Below are 15,037 nucleotides of genomic sequence, written 5' to 3'. Positions count from 1 at the left end.
CCGGTTCAGCGTTCCCGGGACCGGGTCGCCCGGTCCAGCGCCCGGTCCAGGACGACCAGCAGGGCGTCCCGTACGGAGAGCCGGTCCCGGGCGTCGAACTGCACCAGCGGCACGTGCTCGGCGATCGCCAGCGCCCAGCGGATCGACGGCAGGTCCAGCGCCAGCCGCCCGTCGAAGGCGTTGACGCCCACGGCGAACGGCAGCCCGGCCCGCTCGAAGAAGTCGATCGCCGGATAGCAGTCGTCGAGCCGCGCGCTGTCCACCACCACCAGCGCGCCGAGCGCGCCCCGGGCCAGGTCGTCCCACATGAAGCCGAACCGGGCCTGGCCGGGCGTACCGAACAGGTAGAGCTTCAGGCTGCGGTCGATGGTCACGCAGCCGAAGTCCATCGCCACCGTGGTGGTGGTCTTCCCGGGCACCCCGCCCGGGTCGTCGACGCCGATCCCGGCGGTGGTCATCTCCGCCTCGGTGGTCAGTGGCGCGATCTCGGAGATCGCACCCACCGTGGTGGTCTTGCCGACCCCGAAACCGCCGGCGATCAGGATCTTCACCGGGATCGGCGGGCGCGGCGCGGGTACCCGGCTGACGATCGGGGCCGGCTCGCCGGGCGCGCCGGGCGGCCGGTACGGCAGCGGCGGCCCGGCCGGTGGGGGCGGGGTGGCTCGGCCGATCAGTGGGGCCGGGTTGCCGTAGCGGGCGGGGACGCTGTTCGCGGCCGGCCCGCCCTGGGCGGCCGCCCGCCAGTCAGGAGATCGCACGAAGTCCATCAATCACTCGCAGGATGAGATCGGGATCGAGGGCGTCGTCGCCGTCCCCGACGTGCACGTCGAGGTGACCGGCGGCGCGCAGGTCACCGACCAGCACCCGGGTCACGCCGAACTGCATCCGGGTCCGGGCGGAGATCTCGGCGACCGACACCGGCTCGACACAGATCGCGACGATCGCCGCGAGTTCCGGGGTCAGCCGGGCGGTCACCGACCACGAGCCGCTGCCCGGCCGGGCGGTCACCTGGGTCTCCAGGCCGATCGCCGGGTCGCCGTCCACCCGTCCCGAGGTGAGCACGAACGGGCGCGGGCCGGTCGGCTGCTCCCCGTCGCCCGCGTCCGGTCCGGGACCGGGGACGGACGCACGCAGGAAGGGGCGGATCCGGACGCCGGGTTCCGGCTCCGGGTCCTCGCCGGCGACCCCCGGGATCATTGCTGGACGGCGTTCTTCAGCTCGGCGATCAGGCGGGGACTCAGGGCGCCGCCGGCGCGGCCGGCGAAGAGCGTCATCTCGTACGCCACGGTGCCCAGGTTGGCCGAGCGGTCGGCGACCACGCCGAGGACCGAGCCGCTGCTGATGGCGCTGATCAGCAGGTAGCCCTCGGCCATGTCGACGATGACCCGGTTGAGCCCGCCCAGCGCGTACCAGCTCGCGGCGCCACCGGCCAGGCTGGTCATGCCGGAGACCACGGCGGCGAGCCGTTCCGCGTTGGACCGGTCCTTGATCGCGGACATGGCCATCAGCAGTCCGTCCGAGGAGACCGCGATCGCCTCCATCACCCCGGCCGTGCTGGAGGTGAACGAGTCGAGCAGCCAGTTGAAGGTGCGCGCCTCGGCGCTGAGGTCGCCGGTCGTGCTCTGTTCGACATTGTCGTGCAGGTACGGGCTGGTCACCGTGATGGATCCTCTTCATAGCGGCGGTCGGTGCTGACTTCACGCAGAGCACGGGCGACGCCCGCCTCGTAGTCGGTGATGAGGTTGCGGACCTCGACCGGGTCGCCGGGGTCGGAGCTGGCCGGGGGCGCGGGCGGCACCGCGGAGACGGCCAGGTTCGCCCCGGGGACCCGCCGGCTGAGCCGGGGCCGTTCGGGCGCCGGCTCGGCCGGGGTGGCGTCGTCCTCGGCCCGGCGTACCCCGTCCTGGAACGCCTCCACCAGCGCGCGGACCGCGGCCGGGTCGTCCGGAACACCGATCAGCGGCCCGATCACCGGTCCGGCCGGCGGGCCCGGAGGGCCGGCCGGCAGGTTCGCGCCGGGTACCCGTTTCCGGATCGGCCGGGTCCCGGCCGGTCCGGACGGCCGGCCGACCGGGCCGGGCCCGGCGGAGCGCGGCCCGGCGGCCGGCCGCTCGACCGGCCTCGGCGTCGATCCGACCGGCCCCGGCGTCGTTCCGGCGGGCCCCGGCGTCGCTCCAGCGGGCCGCGCCGGTGGCCCGGCCGGCCGCGCCGTCGGTGCGCCGGGTCCGGGCGGTGGTGCGCCGGGCCGGATCGGTGGTGCGGCGGGCCCGGCCGGCGGGAAGCCGTCGGCGGGCGGGGCGGAGTGGGCCGGCCCGGCGGGGTGCGTCGGCCCGGCCGGCGGTGGGACGAGGGCGGGGCCGGTCGTCGGCCCGGCGGCCGGGGGAGCGGCCGGTGCCGGACCGACGACCGGTGTCGGCGGGGTGGTGCCGGTGCGGTACGTCGTCGGGCCGGCGGGCAGCGTGGCGGACCGTGCGGCCGCCGGCGGCCAGGCGGGCGGCGGACCGCCGGTGGGGAAACGGAAGTCCTCGACCGGCGGACCAGCGACCGCCGGCGCCGCGACCGGGCCGTCGGCGCCCGCCGCGCCGGCCGTCGCCGTGGCCGGCGCTCCGGTCGCCTCGGCGTCGTCGCCCTGGCTGCCGAAGGCGTTCCACGAGTCGCCACTGGAGATGCTGCGGGTGGCCCGGCTCAGCAGCGCCTCGTCGAAGCCGGCCGGCTCGGTGGGTGCCGGCTGGGTCAGGACCGGGTGGCTGACCGGCGCGGGTTCCGGCTGCCGCGCCAGTGCCGGAGCGGCGGTGGCCGGCGCGGCGGCCCGCGCCGCGGTGACGTCGGCCGGCTCCGGGCGGCGGATCACCAGCGAGGCGGCCGGGATCTCCAGGCCGGCGGTGATCCCGCCGCCCGCGGTCGCCACCAGCCGTACGCTCCAGCCGTGCCGGCGGGCCAGCCGACCCACCACGAAGAGACCGAGCACCTCGGTCGGGGCGAGGTCGAGCCGCTCCCGACGGGTGAGCCGGGCGTTCTCCTCGGCGAGCCGCTCCTCGGTGAGGCCGATGCCGTGGTCCACCACGGCGAGCCGGGCGCCGGAGTCGGTCAGTTCGCCGGCCACCACGACCCGGGTGTGCGGCGGCGAGAAGGCGGTCGCGTTCTCCATCAGCTCGGCCAGCGCCAGCACCAGGTCGCCGGCGATCGCCGGCGCCGCCGAGACGCCGGGCGGGACCTGCACGTCGACGCGGGTGTAGTCCTCGATCTCGCCGAGCGCGAGCCGGACCACGTCGGCCAGCGGGACCGGCGCCACGTGGCCGTCCGAGCCGGTGGCCCCGGAGAGCACCACCAGGCTGCCGGCGTTGCGGCGCAGCCGGCTGGAGATGTGGTCCAGCCGGTAGAGGTGCTCCAGCCGGCCCGGGTCGACCTCCTGCCGTTCCAGCCGGTCGATGAGCGCGATCTGGCGGCCGACCAGGTTCTGGGTACGGCGGCCGACGTGACCGAACATCTGCGCCACATTGCGCCGGCCGGCCACCTGCCGTTCGACCAGCCGGGCGGCGGTGTGCTGCACCCGCTCGAACGCGCGGGCCAGGTCGCCGATCTCGTCGCGGGCGCGGACGTCGACCGGGTCGAGGCGTACCGGCGGCACCGCCTCGGTCTCGTCGTCGGCCACCCGGGTCAGCTCCGCCTCGGCGACCCGGGCGACGCGCTCGGCGGAGCGGGTGAGCCGGCTCAGCGGCCGGGACACCGTACGGGCCACCGTCATGCTCAGCAGCACCACCAGGAGCAGGATCGCGGCCGCCGCCACGGCGACCAGCCAGGCCGCGACCAGTGCGTCCCGCTCCTCGGTACGGGTCTCCGCGATGACGTCCGCGACGACCTTCTTCTCCACGAACTGGCCCAGCGTGATCATGGAGCGGACCGAGGGGAAGAGCGTGTCCAGCGGCAGCGGGGCGATCGCGCCGACCGGGTCCCGGACGCTGTCCCGCAGGAAGGTCTGGCTGGTCCGGGCCGCCACCGCCGCGTCGTCCAGCAGCGCCAGCTTCAACTGCTCCGGGGTGATCAGCCGGCGGAACCGCTCGTTGTCCACGTCGAGCGCCGCCATGCAGGCGATGTACGAGGCGGACACCCGCGGGTCACCGGTCGCGCGGACCAGCACGATCTGGGTGGCGCACGAACTCAGCGCCTCGTCGGTGCGCAGCAGCGCGTCCAGCGCGAGCACCTGCCGCCCGGCCGAGGTGTCGGTGTCCACCCGGAACGGCAGCCGCAGCGCCTCGATCAGCGCCAGGTCGACCCGGGCGAAGGTGTTGAGGATCTGTTCCGGCGTGGCCCGGCCGGCGAGCGTCGCGGTACGGATGTCGGCCAGCCGGCGTACCCCGTCGAGCGCGTCCTGGACCGACGTCGGCAGCGACTCGGCGCGCAGGTCGGCGACGCGGTCGTCGACGGTGGCGGACTTCTGGATCAGCTCGGTGCGGGTCACCCGGCCGAGCAGCAACCCGATCGAGAGCAGGCGTTCCTGCTGAAGGTCCTGCACCAGGCTGCCGATCCGGCTGGCGACGCGGACGGTCTCCGCGGTGTCGGCGGCGCGCTCCGCGGCGGCCACCCGGTCGACGACCACCGGCACGGCCAGCCCGACCATGCTGAGCAGCGGGATGATCACCAGGAGGGCGAGCTTGCCCCGGATCCGCAACCTAGCGAGCAGCATCGAACGGCCTCCACCGCTCGGCCTCGACGCCGCGACCCACCGCGACCGGCTGGCGGCCGGCGTCCCGGCCGGCGGCCGTCGGGTCGGGACGGACCGCCGGGGGCAGCGGGGCGTCGGCCGGCGCCCGGTGCGGCTCGCCGGCGGGGCGCCGGAGCAGCGTGACGGCCAGCCCGACGAGCAACGCCACCGCCACGCCGGCCGCGATGCGGGCCAGCAGCCGGTCCCGGTCGAGTGCGTCCACCCGCTCCGCCAGCAACGTGTCGAGCTGGTCGAGGATGACGGCGCGGAGCTGTTTGGCGGCCGACTGGGCGGTGAGCCCGGCGGCGGTGAGCTGGGCGGGGTTCGGCGCGCTCCGGCCGCCGCCCGCGGCGGTGAACGCCTCCAGGGACCGCTGGTAGGCGTCCAGCGGGGTGAGCACGTTGGCGCCCAGGTCGGTGCTCTCCGAGCTGTCCACCGCCACGCGCAGGTCGGCGACCAGGTCGTTGGCCGGGCCGAACGCGGCCACCCGCAGTTCGGCCAGCTCGATGCCGGTCTTCGCGCGGTCCGCGGCGGGGCGCGTGGCGGCCAGCCGGACCAGGTCGGCGAGCCGGCCCGCCAGCACCGTCGCGGTGGGCAGGTCCCCGCCGATGCCGTCCTGGAGGAAGAACGAGTCGGACCGGGGGTCGCGGATCAGGCCGGAACTCTCCCGTACCTTCCGGTGGAGCGCGAGCAGCAGGTCGTTGGCCTCGCCGTACGCCCGGTAGGCGGCCTCGGGGTCGGCGAGTCCGCGGTCCGGCAGCCCTTCGATCTTCGCCCGCAGCCCGGCCCAGCGCTCGTGGGTGCGCAGCTCGTCGCCGACGGCGGTGTCCACGGCGGCCACCTGCTCGATGGCGGCGTTGAGCGCGGCCGGGGAGACCGGCGCCCCGGCGACGGCGGTGGACTGGGCCTCCACCAGCGCGTCGGTGACCGGCCCGAGGGCGCGCAGGTAGCGGACCCCGAGCCGTTCCCGGGACGCCAGGTCGTGGTCGTCGGTGGTGGTGCCGTCGACCAGCGCGAAGAGCAGCCCGAGCGGGGCGAGCAGCGCCAGCGCCAACAGCAGGGGCAGGACACGGCCCGGTACGGAGGGTCGCCGACGCACCCGCGGCGCGGGAACTGTCATGGTCTGTCTCCTCCGGCGACGGCGGGGCGGTCGATGCCTCGGGAGGTCGCCGCAAGCAGTCCCGTGCACCGGACCGGAAAATTAGTCGACCCGGGCGGAGCGCGAACCGGGGTCGCCGAGTCGGCTTCACGTCAGTTCGTCCGGGGTGACCGAACGTCGAGTCGCTCGACACTCAGCGTCCGATCGGCTCGTCGAGTCGTGGCTTGAGCACTGATTTGCGGCTGTAGATGTGAATTCACGTGATCCGAATACATCCCGCTGGGATGCTCTGGACCTTCTGCGGACGACGGGCGGCGCACACCGAACGGCGCAACCGGACGAACGTACGGCGGATCTCAGGGAACGCTCAGCCGGCGGGCCGTACCGTGTGCCGCATGAGATCACCCGTCGCGCGGGTCCGGCGCGCCCTGGCCGGCCATCCGCGCCGGATCGTCGCCGCCGTGGTGGCGGTCGTCCTGGTCGCCGCCGCGCTGCTCTGGGCGGTCCGCCCGCAGGGGTCGGACTTCCGGACCGAGCAGGCGTTGGTGACCGTGCGGTCCGGGCCGGCCGGGGACGAGCCGGTCGACCTGGACACCACGTTCTACCTGCCCGCCGACGCCTCGGACGGCAACCGGGTGCCGGCGGTGCTGCTGGCGCACGGGTTCGGCGGCACCAAGGAGTCGGTCCGCCCGGACGCCGAGGACCTGGTCGCCCGCGGCTACGCGGTGCTCACCTGGACCGCCCGCGGCTTCGGCCGCTCCGGCGGCCAGATCCACCTGGACAGCCCCGACTACGAGGTACGCGACGCGCAGCGCCTGCTGAACTGGCTCGCCGCCCGCCCCGAGGTCCGCCTCGACTCGGCCGGCGACCCGCGCGTCGGCGTGGTCGGCGGCTCGTACGGCGGCGGCCTGGCGCTGCTGCTGGCCGCGCAGGACAAGCGGGTCGACGCGATCGTCCCGATGATCACCTGGAACGACCTGTCCCGGGCGTTCCTGCCGGAGAGCACCGGCAAGCCGCCCACCGAGGGTGTGTTCAAGAAGGGCTGGGCCGGCATCTTCTTCGGCGGCGGCGGCAACGCCGGCTCCGGGCCGGCCGGGCTGTCCGGCGCGACCGCCGCCGTGCCGGAGGGCGCGCCCGCCTCGGCCGGCCCGGCGAGCCCGCAGCCGGGCGCGGGGCCGGGCAGCGGCTCCGGTCGAGCCCCGGGCGGCGCGGCCGACCCGTCCTGCGGCCGGTTCGCCGAGGACGTCTGTGCCGCGTACCTGCGCATCGCCACCACCGGTCGCGCCGACGAGGCGGCGGTCGAGCTGCTGCGCCGCTCGTCGCCGGCCGGGGTGCTGGACCGGATCAAGTCGCCCACGCTGCTGGTGCAGGGCGAGGCGGATACGTTGTTCCCGCTCACCGAGGCGGACGCCAACGCGCGCGGCATCGCCGCCGCCGGCACGCCGGTGCGGGTCGCCTGGTTCACCGGCGGGCACGACGGCGGCGCCGGCCCGACCTCCGACTCCGACCGGGTGAAGTTCCTGACCGCGCAGTGGCTCGACCACTACGTCAAGGGCGAGGGGGCGGCGCCCGGCGACACGTTCACGTTCTCCCGGATCGCCGGCTTCGACGCGCTGGACCGGGGCCTGGTGGCCACCGGCTACCGCACCGACGACTACCCGGGCGTGCGAGGGCAGGAGCGTCGCGAGGTGGCGCTGACCGGGCCGGCCCAGCCGGTCGCCGTACCGCCGAACGGCAATCCGGCGGCGATCTCCGCGGTACCGTTCGCCGGCGCGCTCGGCTCGCTGCTGGACGGCGTGGCCGGCGACATCCCCGGCCAACACGCCCGCTTCGAGTCGGCGCCGCTGGACGACCCGGTCGACGTGGTGGGCGCGCCGAACGTGCGGATCCGGGTCGCCTCGGCGACCGGTGAGGCGGTGCTCTTCGTCAAGCTCTACGACGTCGACCCGCAGGGCGCGTCGACGCTGCCGGACGGCCTGGTCGCGCCGGTGCGGCTGACCGGCCTGCCGGCCACCCTCGAGGCCGCCGCGCCGGTCACCGTCACGCTGCCGGCGATCGTCCGGCGGATCGAGGCCGGGCACCGGCTGCGGCTCGTGGTGGCGACGTCCGACCAGGCGTACGCCACGCCGGCCGAGCCGGCGGTGCACACCGTGGCGCTCGGCGACGGCCCGCTGGTGCTGCCCACCGTCGACGCCACGCCGATCCCCACCTCGGCCGCGATCTGGCGCTGGGTGCTGGCCGGCCTGCTCGCCGCGATCGCGGTCGGGCTCGTCGTGGTGGTGCTGCTCGCCCGCCGCCGGCACCGCCGCCAGGACCGCTCCATCCACCCGGAGTACGCGGGCGTCCCGCTCGCCGTGCGCAACCTGCGCAAGGAGTACGCGGACGGCTTCGTCGCCGTCTCCGACGTGGACTTCGAGGTGCACCCCGGCCAGGTGGTCGGCCTGCTCGGGCCGAACGGCGCCGGCAAGACCACCACGCTGCGGGTGCTGATGGGGCTGACCCAGCCCACCGCCGGGGAGATCTACGTGTTCGGGCACCGGCTGGTGCCTGGCTCGCCGGTGCTGTCCCGGATCGGCGCGCTGGTCGAGGGGCCGGGCTTCCTGCCGCACCTGTCCGGGCTGGACAACCTGAAGGCGTACTGGCGGGCCACCGGGCGGCCGTGGGCGGACGCGCACTTCGACGAGGCGCTGGAGATCGCCGGCCTGGGCGCCTCGGTGCACCGGCGGACGAAGAAGTACAGCCACGGCATGCGGCAGCGGCTCGCCATCGCCCAGGCCATGCTCGGCCTGCCCGAGCTGCTGGTGCTGGACGAGCCGACGGACGGGCTCGACCCGCCGCAGATCGCCGAGATGCGCCGGGTGCTCCAGCGGTACGCCACCGACGGCCGGGCGGTGCTGGTCTCCAGTCACCTGCTGGCCGAGGTGGAGCAGACCTGCACGCACGCGGTGGTGGTGAACAAGGGCCGGATCGTGGCGTCCGGCCCGGTCGAGGACATCGTCGGCGAGTCGCCCAGCGTGCTGTTCGAGGTGAGCGACCCGGACGCCGCGCGGACCGTGCTGGACCGGCTGGACGGCGTACGGGTGCTGCCGGACGACGACGGCGGGCTGGTGGTGGACACCAACGGCACCGCCCGCAGCGAGGTGGTGGCGGAACTGGTCCGGGCCGGCATCGGGGTGGACCGGGTGGTGCCCCGGCGTCGCCTGGAGGACGCGTTCCTCGCCCTGGTCGGCGAGAACTCTCGGGGAAGCGGTGACCGGTGATGGTGGACTCTTCGGTGGCGCACGAGGCGGGCGGGGCGGCGGCCGGTTACCGGCCGTCGGCCACGCTGCCGTTCGGGGCGGAGTTCCGGCGGCAGGCGTCGCGGCGGCGTACCCAGTTGGCGCTCGGGTTCATGGTGCTGCTGCCGCTGATCATCCTGGTGGCGTTCCAGTTCGACTCGGGGAACGACGACGGCGGCGGAAGGGGCGAGTTCGCCAGCCTGGCCGACCTGGCCACCTCGGGCGGGCTCAACTTCACCCTGTTCTCGATCCTGGTGTCGGCGTCGTTCCTGCTGGTCGTGGTGGTGGCGCTGTTCTGCGGCGACACGGTGGCCAGCGAGGCGAGCTGGGGCAGCCTGCGCTACCTGCTGGCGGTGCCGGTGCCCCGGGCCCGGCTGCTGGCGGTGAAGCTGGTGGTCGCGCTCGCGTACTCCGGGTTGGCGCTGGTGTTGCTGGCCGGCACCGCGCTGCTCGCCGGCACGCTGCGCTACGGCTGGAAGCCGCTGAGCAGCCAGGTCTCCGCCGAGCTGGCCCCGGCCGACGGGCTGCTGCGGCTGGTCGGCGTGCTCGGCTACCTCGCGGTGGTGCTGCTGGTGGTGGCCGGCCTGGCGTTCCTGCTCTCGGTGACCACTGACGCGGCGCTCGGCGCGGTCGGCGGGGCGGTGCTGCTCTGGATCCTGTCCAGCATCCTCGACCAGATCACCGCGCTGGGCGGGCTGCGCGACCTGCTGCCGACCCACTACAGCAGCGCCTGGCTGGGGCTGCTGTCGTCGCCGATGCAGACCGACGACGTGGTCAAGGGCGCGATCTCGGCGATCGTCTACGCCACGCTGTTCTGGGGGCTCGCGTTCTGGCGCTTCACCCGCAAGGACATCACGAGCTGAGGCGGCCGGTCACTCCGGTGCCCAGAACGTCCCGTCGTCGAGCTGGCGGAAGCGGTCGGCGAACGCGTCGCTGCCCTGGAACACCACCTGGAGCCGCCGCCGGTGCTCGGGCAGTCGCTGGAACAGGATGGTGACGACGTTCTGTTCGGTGGGGCTGACGATGGCGGCGAGCTTCAGCTCGAGGCCGGGCGCGAGCATCGGGCGGAACTCCTCGATGAAGTGCTTGACGGTGCGCTGGGCGGCGAACACGAAGACCACCAGCTCGTCGTGGGCGGGCAGGCCGAACGGCTGGTCGACGCCCTCGCCGGTCACCCAGGGGACCAGGAAGACGCGCTGCTGGCGGGCGAGGGTCTCCGCCGCGTCGGCGGGCCGGTCGACGAACGCGGCGAGCAGGTCGAGGTCCGGGTGCTGGACGTCGAGCGTCCGGGCCAGGGTGAGGAACCGCTCGATCTCGAGTCGGAGGACGGCCGAGGTCGGGTCGTGCGCGAAGGCCTCGGCCAGGCGTTCGAAGACGTCCAGCCGCCGCTCCTCCGGGAACGCGGCGTGCCGCATCGCCCGCACATGTCCCACCTCGAACGCGGTGAACTGCTCGTTGATCCGGGCGTGCATCGCCAGCAGCGCGGCGTGGAACTCGGCGACGGTCTCCCGGTCGACGTCAGAGCCGGGGCCGTCGCCGCCGGAGAGGTGCAGCGACAAGAAGTCGATCATCTTGTTGAGGCGGACGTTGTTCGCCACGTTCTGGAACGGGTCGAGCGAGTCCTTCGCCAGCCGGGCCCCGTAGCGGGCGATCAGCAGGCAACTGTTCATGACGTGCATCGACCCGAACATCAGCAGGATCTCGCCGGCGAGCCGGTCGGCGCGGTACGCGTCGGGCGTGCCGTTGTGTTGGAGGACGCGGACGGTGGCCGCGTACAGCATCTGCATCGAGAACACGTCGGCGTCGAGTTCCTCCCGGAGCACCCGGTGGTCCAGCGAGTCACGCTCCCGTCGGCGACGCCATCCGCGTACGTCGTCCTCCCGGTCCGCGCCGAACATCTCGCGGGCCACCTCTTCGATGAGCCGGTCGAGGTGCTCATCGCCGCCGGTCGGCTCGTGCTCCCCGGTGGCCCGGTGCGTGGCGTGGACGTGGCCGAGTTCGTGCAGCAACGCGTAGAACCACACGGCCATGTAGTGGTGGCCGATCGGCGTGCGCTCGAGATCCATGAGCGTGACCGGCAGGTAGTACGTCCGGCTCGCCGGCAGCGACTCCACCAGCAGGTGGCAGGCCAGGCTCGGGTCGCCGTACCGGAGCACCAGCTCCGCGACGATACGGAGGCTGACCTGCTCGGCCACGTCGGCCATGAGCTCGGGGGACAGTTCGCGGGCGGTGAGGACCCTCCGCAGGTGCCCGGTCATCTCCAGGTAGCGCGTGTTGAACAGCACGACCGACGGGCTCAGGCCCGGCAGGGAGAACATCTCCGGCACGCCGCCGTCGACCCAGTAGACCGCGTAGGGGTGGTCGACCACCTCGTCCACGACGTCCAGCACGACGTTCATCGGGCTGAGGCCGTCGCGCTCGTGCCGCCACGTCCGGACCGCGGCACCCACCTGCGACCGCACGATGTGGTCGAGGACGTCGTCGTCGAGCATGCGAACGTCAGCTCGCCGCGTCGTCGTCCTCGGCGGGCTCCACCACGGTGCGGAACTGCCGTAACAGCTCCTCGACGTCCGCCGGCCCCGGGTTGTCGACGGCGATGGTGCGCTCGTCCAGGTTCATCTCCACCCGGCCCACCCGGAACTGTTTGACCAGCTCAGCCAGGGCGCGCAGGATGTCCGGCGCCATCTTCAGCGCCACCCCGGCCACCACCATCCACGACGTGACGGCGGCCCCGTCGAGGTTGCGCCGCCCGGACGCCTGCGCGGCGACGCCCCGCGCGTCCAGCACCTCGACCAGCGGCTGTGCCGCGTCCTCGGCGCACACCACCACCAGCGTGACCCGCTCCGATCCCACCGGTCACCTCCCGAACGGTCCACTGGGGAGCAAGGAGCACGCTAGTGCACAGATGCCACACTCCGACCGGTCGGAGGTCTTCCTGTCGGCTACCCGACTTCCATATCATGGGAGCGTTCCCATGGGATTGTCCCGCCTGCAAGGAATTGATTACTTTCAATCTTTATGGCCGCCATCCTGGACGTCGTCCGTTACCCGTCCCAGGAGGTTTCCCATGGTCCCGGCGCAGTTGAACGGTCCCGTGCTCTCCCTGTTCCGCATCGTCGTCGGCTTTCTCTTCCTGCTCCACGGCGCCGCGTCGATCTTCGGCATACTCGGCGGCAATCCGGCCACCGGCGGCGCCGTCCCGGTCGGCACCTGGCCGGGCTGGTGGGCCGCGCTGATCCAGCTCGTCTGCGGCGTGCTGGTGCTCGTCGGCCTGGTCACCCGGCCCGCCGCGCTGCTCGCCTCCGGCTCGATGGCGTACGCGTACTTCGTGGTCCACCAGCCGCACGGCCTGCTGCCGATGAAGAACGGCGGCGAGCTGGCCGCGCTCTTCTGCTGGTCGTTCCTGCTGGTCGCGGTGCTCGGCCCGGGCACCTGGGCGCTCGACGCGCTGATCTCCCGTCGTCGCGCCCCCGCCGACGCCACCCCGGCGACCCGCCGCGCCTCCGTCCCCGCCTGACCCGCCGTCCCCGAGATCGTGGTACGGGAGCGCCCTTCCGAGGGCGGTTCCGTACCACGATCCGTCAGCGGCAGCGGCCGGAGTGGGCCGCCGCGCGGGAGCAGCGTCGGGAGGTGGCGAGCGGGGCGTCGCACCAGACCCGGGTCCGCACCGACTGTCGGTCCTCCTCGGACAGCGTGGTCTCACCGAAGTCGATGGCGAGCACGTGCCCGAGCGAACGGCGCAGCGCCATGGACAGGGCGGCGGCCTCGTCGACGCTGGTCAGGGTGGTGGGCAGGTGGATGATCCAGTGCGGGTCGGTCACCGTGGTCGACCCCCGTCGGTCAACCCCTCGGTGTACGACGACAGCGCCGCAGCGGCCGACGTCAGGCTCTCCGCCATCCGGGCGAGTCGTTCGGCGCCGTCCTGCCACTGCCGGACCGTCGTGCCGCTGACCGGGTCGTCGTCCCGGCCGGCGACGGAGAGCTGCCGCCCGGCAGCGGTGATCCGGGCCGGGAGCCGCCCGATCCGATCGGCCGCCGCGCCCAACCGGTCCCGCACCCCGTCCAGCGCCTCGACCAGCCCGCCGATGGTGGCGGTGTCCCGGTGTCCGGCGGCCACGCGCAGCCGGCGTACCCCGTCACTGACCTGGAATTCCGCGTCGCCGGCCAGGTCGAGGGCGTCCTCGCCGCTGCGCCGGGCCAGCTTGATCGCCGGATGCGCGCAGCCCGCGCCGACGCGCTCCAGCAGCACGGCGGCGGCGGCCACGTCGAGGTACGTCTCCCGCAGCTCGCCGGTCACCTGTTCGACCGCCCAGATCGCGCTGGCGGCGGGCACCTCCGAACTCGTCACATCACGCCTCCTTTGCCTGGTGGGGTGCCGGAGCAGCGCATTGGTCCCGTCGAAGGTGCGCTGCTCCGGCGCGGTCCGGGCTCTCTTGTCCCGGGGGGACGCCCTGGTGCCAACCCGGGCGACTCGCTTCGATGCTATTGCTCCTAGTGACATAGGTCAACCAAGCGCTTGAGGTGAGTTGCGTGCCGTGATCAGATGGGACCGCCAACCCGGGAGGACCGCCGTGCCCGCGATTCCATTGAGTTACAGCGACATCGCCGCCGACATCACCGGTCGGATCAAGAGCGGCGAGTACGGGCCGGGTGCCAAGCTTCCGTCCTACTCGCAGCTCGCCGACCTCTACTCGGTGTCGTTCTCCACGGCTGCGCGGGCGGTGGCACTGTTGCGCGACCGTGGGGTGGTCGTCGGCGCTCCCGGCCGCGGGGTGTTCGTGCGCGAGGTGAATGGATAACTACCCGGGGGCAATCCACCCCACTGCGGCTGTCGCGAGGTCCCTCACCGCCACGGCCCGAGATCTTGGAAGGAGATGGCCCTTGGAGGGGCACTTTCCTTCCAAGATCTCTCCGATTGCTGTCGGCGGTGCAGGCGTGGCGGTCAGAGTGGGTTGTCCGGGGTCTCCGCCGCGGAGGGTGGGGCGCTCGGCGTGACCGGTTTTGTGGTCGGGTCGGCGTCGCGGCGCTTCCAGGCGCTGACCCCGAGCCGGCCGGTGTTGCCGAGGTCGATCGGCCCGTCCAGCGCCACCGGTTGCGTCGGCCGACCGGCCACCGGCGCGACGTCGAGCTGAGCGCCCGCGGTGGCCACCACTGTCGGGTCGGTGACCGTGTTTCGCCAGAGCAGTGCGGCGCCGGCCCGTTCGCCGGGGCGCAGCACGAGCCGGGTGGGCGGGGCGTCGAAGCCGGAGGTGATCCCCTTCGCGCCGGGGATGATCCGGACGGTGATCGGGTCCCCGTCGGCGTCCCGCAGCTTGACCGCCGGATGGCCGCGCAGCTCGTACGGCTGGTTGCCGCAGTTGACCAGCTCCAGGCCCATGGCCCGCAGCCCCATCGCGGCGCTCACCCCGAGCTCGGTAATCCGGATGCCCTCCGGCGTGCAGGGCGGAGGGGTGGACGGCGGCGGGGTGGACGGCGCCGCCTCGACGCCCGGCCGCTCCGGCGCAATGGGCAGCGGGTCGACCCGGGCGGGCGTCGGAGCGCAGCCCACCAGCAGCGTCCCCCCGACAAGGACCCCGATCCCCGCGCACATCCTCCGCATCCGAGGATCATCCCACCCACCCCACCCTCCCGAAGTCCCGCCACCCCCTTGGCGATCATGAAGTTGGCGGCAGGCGCGGTCCGATTTGTCGCTGCCAACGTCATGATCAACCACGGGGGTGGGGTGAGGGTGGGGAGGTGGGAGTCGGTGGGGGCGGCCCAGAGGGTGGGAACCCCGGGTGGCGGCACGGTGGGCGGCGCATAGACTCGACGGCACAACTGCATACCTCATCCAGAGGGGCTGAGGGATACGGCCCGACGACGCCCCGGCAACCACCCGCACGCTCGATGGCGAGCGCCCTGCGGGCAGGTGCCAATTCCGTCCCCGCCGCACCCGGCGATGCGGGGAAAGATGAGAGG

14 protein-coding genes and 1 riboswitch are annotated in these 15,037 nt (G+C 73.9%); of the genes, 4 read left to right on the top strand and 10 right to left on the bottom strand.

Going from position 1 to position 15,037, the window contains the following annotated elements:
- Positions 1–5: 5 nt before the first annotated feature.
- Genes ACH495_RS08855 through ACH495_RS08835 form a run of 5 tightly spaced genes read right to left on the bottom strand, consistent with a single transcriptional unit; the run spans position 6 to position 5,822 of the window.
- Positions 6–767 (bottom strand): GTP-binding protein, encoded by a 762-nt coding sequence (locus tag ACH495_RS08855; RefSeq protein WP_396857117.1) that lies wholly within the window; start codon positions 765–767, stop codon positions 6–8.
- Positions 745–1,197 (bottom strand): DUF742 domain-containing protein, encoded by a 453-nt coding sequence (locus tag ACH495_RS08850; RefSeq protein ID WP_396857116.1) that lies wholly within the window; start codon positions 1,195–1,197, stop codon positions 745–747. The genes ACH495_RS08855 and ACH495_RS08850 overlap by 23 nt, the downstream gene beginning before the upstream one ends.
- The gene (locus ACH495_RS08845; protein ID WP_396857115.1) at positions 1,194–1,658 is read right to left on the bottom strand and encodes a roadblock/LC7 domain-containing protein; all 465 of its coding nucleotides are present in this window, start codon (positions 1,656–1,658) and stop codon (positions 1,194–1,196) included. The genes ACH495_RS08850 and ACH495_RS08845 overlap by 4 nt, the downstream gene beginning before the upstream one ends.
- The gene (locus tag ACH495_RS08840) at positions 1,655–4,684 is read right to left on the bottom strand and encodes a nitrate- and nitrite sensing domain-containing protein (protein ID WP_396857114.1); all 3,030 of its coding nucleotides are present in this window, start codon (positions 4,682–4,684) and stop codon (positions 1,655–1,657) included. The genes ACH495_RS08845 and ACH495_RS08840 overlap by 4 nt, the downstream gene beginning before the upstream one ends.
- The gene (locus ACH495_RS08835) at positions 4,671–5,822 is read right to left on the bottom strand and encodes a hypothetical protein (RefSeq protein ID WP_396857113.1); all 1,152 of its coding nucleotides are present in this window, start codon (positions 5,820–5,822) and stop codon (positions 4,671–4,673) included. The genes ACH495_RS08840 and ACH495_RS08835 overlap by 14 nt, the downstream gene beginning before the upstream one ends.
- Positions 5,823–6,196: 374 nt before the next feature.
- Here ACH495_RS08835 and ACH495_RS08830 point away from each other — a divergent pair, with 374 nt between their 5' ends.
- Both ACH495_RS08830 and ACH495_RS08825 read left to right on the top strand, forming a co-directional pair.
- On the top strand, positions 6,197–9,061 hold the full coding sequence (locus tag ACH495_RS08830) for an alpha/beta fold hydrolase (protein ID WP_396857112.1): 2,865 nt from the start codon (positions 6,197–6,199) through the stop codon (positions 9,059–9,061).
- Complete coding sequence (locus ACH495_RS08825) at positions 9,061–9,942, top strand: ABC transporter permease (protein WP_396857111.1); 882 nt, start codon at positions 9,061–9,063, stop codon at positions 9,940–9,942. The genes ACH495_RS08830 and ACH495_RS08825 overlap by 1 nt, the downstream gene beginning before the upstream one ends.
- Positions 9,943–9,951: 9 nt before the next feature.
- On the opposite strand, the gene ACH495_RS08820 is transcribed toward ACH495_RS08825, so the two are convergent.
- Both ACH495_RS08820 and ACH495_RS08815 read right to left on the bottom strand, forming a co-directional pair.
- On the bottom strand, positions 9,952–11,571 hold the full coding sequence (locus ACH495_RS08820; protein ID WP_396857110.1) for a hypothetical protein: 1,620 nt from the start codon (positions 11,569–11,571) through the stop codon (positions 9,952–9,954).
- Between the two features lie 7 nt (positions 11,572–11,578).
- Positions 11,579–11,932, bottom strand: coding sequence for a hypothetical protein (locus tag ACH495_RS08815; protein ID WP_396857109.1), 354 nt, complete (start codon positions 11,930–11,932; stop codon positions 11,579–11,581).
- Positions 11,933–12,146: 214 nt separating this feature from the next.
- Between ACH495_RS08815 and ACH495_RS08810 the strand changes: the two genes are divergently transcribed.
- Positions 12,147–12,596 carry a DoxX family protein gene (locus ACH495_RS08810; RefSeq protein ID WP_396857108.1) on the top strand — a complete coding sequence of 150 codons (450 nt, stop codon included), beginning with the start codon at positions 12,147–12,149 and terminating at the stop codon, positions 12,594–12,596.
- Between the two features lie 64 nt (positions 12,597–12,660).
- Here the strand turns inward: ACH495_RS08810 and ACH495_RS08805 are convergent, their stop codons facing one another.
- Positions 12,661–12,900 carry a hypothetical protein gene (locus ACH495_RS08805; RefSeq protein WP_396857107.1) on the bottom strand — a complete coding sequence of 80 codons (240 nt, stop codon included), beginning with the start codon at positions 12,898–12,900 and terminating at the stop codon, positions 12,661–12,663.
- The gene (locus ACH495_RS08800) at positions 12,897–13,427 is read right to left on the bottom strand and encodes a hypothetical protein (protein WP_396857106.1); all 531 of its coding nucleotides are present in this window, start codon (positions 13,425–13,427) and stop codon (positions 12,897–12,899) included. The genes ACH495_RS08805 and ACH495_RS08800 overlap by 4 nt, the downstream gene beginning before the upstream one ends.
- A 223-nt stretch (positions 13,428–13,650) precedes the next feature.
- On the opposite strand from ACH495_RS08800, the gene ACH495_RS08795 reads away from it, so the two are divergent.
- The gene (locus ACH495_RS08795; RefSeq protein WP_396857105.1) at positions 13,651–13,878 is read left to right on the top strand and encodes a winged helix-turn-helix domain-containing protein; all 228 of its coding nucleotides are present in this window, start codon (positions 13,651–13,653) and stop codon (positions 13,876–13,878) included.
- A 143-nt stretch (positions 13,879–14,021) separates the two neighbouring features.
- On the opposite strand, the gene ACH495_RS08790 is transcribed toward ACH495_RS08795, so the two are convergent.
- Complete coding sequence (locus ACH495_RS08790) at positions 14,022–14,678, bottom strand: DUF4232 domain-containing protein (RefSeq protein WP_396857104.1); 657 nt, start codon at positions 14,676–14,678, stop codon at positions 14,022–14,024.
- 224 nt (positions 14,679–14,902) lie between these two features.
- A riboswitch (SAM riboswitch) is annotated at positions 14,903–15,036 on the top strand.
- Position 15,037 lies beyond the last annotated feature (1 nt).

It is taken from the genome of Micromonospora sp. NPDC018662 (assembly GCF_044391475.1).
Classification (GTDB): Bacteria; Actinomycetota; Actinomycetes; order Mycobacteriales; family Micromonosporaceae; genus Micromonospora.
The sequence above is the reverse complement of the archived record's forward strand: the minus strand, read 5'-3'. Positions and strand labels throughout refer to the sequence as shown.

What these genes read in the sequence shown, in the direction of transcription:
- ACH495_RS08790 (WP_396857104.1), bottom strand. Translation starts at nt 14,678, where the DNA reads ATGCGGAGGATGTGCGCGGGGATCGGGGTCCTTGTCGGGGGGACGCTG.
- ACH495_RS08810 (WP_396857108.1), top strand. Translation starts at nt 12,147, where the DNA reads ATGGTCCCGGCGCAGTTGAACGGTCCCGTGCTCTCCCTGTTCCGCATC.
- ACH495_RS08855 (WP_396857117.1), bottom strand. Translation starts at nt 767, where the DNA reads ATGGACTTCGTGCGATCTCCTGACTGGCGGGCGGCCGCCCAGGGCGGG.
- ACH495_RS08825 (WP_396857111.1), top strand. Translation starts at nt 9,061, where the DNA reads ATGGTGGACTCTTCGGTGGCGCACGAGGCGGGCGGGGCGGCGGCCGGT.
- ACH495_RS08835 (WP_396857113.1), bottom strand. Translation starts at nt 5,822, where the DNA reads ATGACAGTTCCCGCGCCGCGGGTGCGTCGGCGACCCTCCGTACCGGGC.
- ACH495_RS08850 (WP_396857116.1), bottom strand. Translation starts at nt 1,197, where the DNA reads ATGATCCCGGGGGTCGCCGGCGAGGACCCGGAGCCGGAACCCGGCGTC.
- ACH495_RS08820 (WP_396857110.1), bottom strand. Translation starts at nt 11,571, where the DNA reads ATGCTCGACGACGACGTCCTCGACCACATCGTGCGGTCGCAGGTGGGT.
- ACH495_RS08840 (WP_396857114.1), bottom strand. Translation starts at nt 4,684, where the DNA reads ATGCTGCTCGCTAGGTTGCGGATCCGGGGCAAGCTCGCCCTCCTGGTG.
- ACH495_RS08830 (WP_396857112.1), top strand. Translation starts at nt 6,197, where the DNA reads ATGAGATCACCCGTCGCGCGGGTCCGGCGCGCCCTGGCCGGCCATCCG.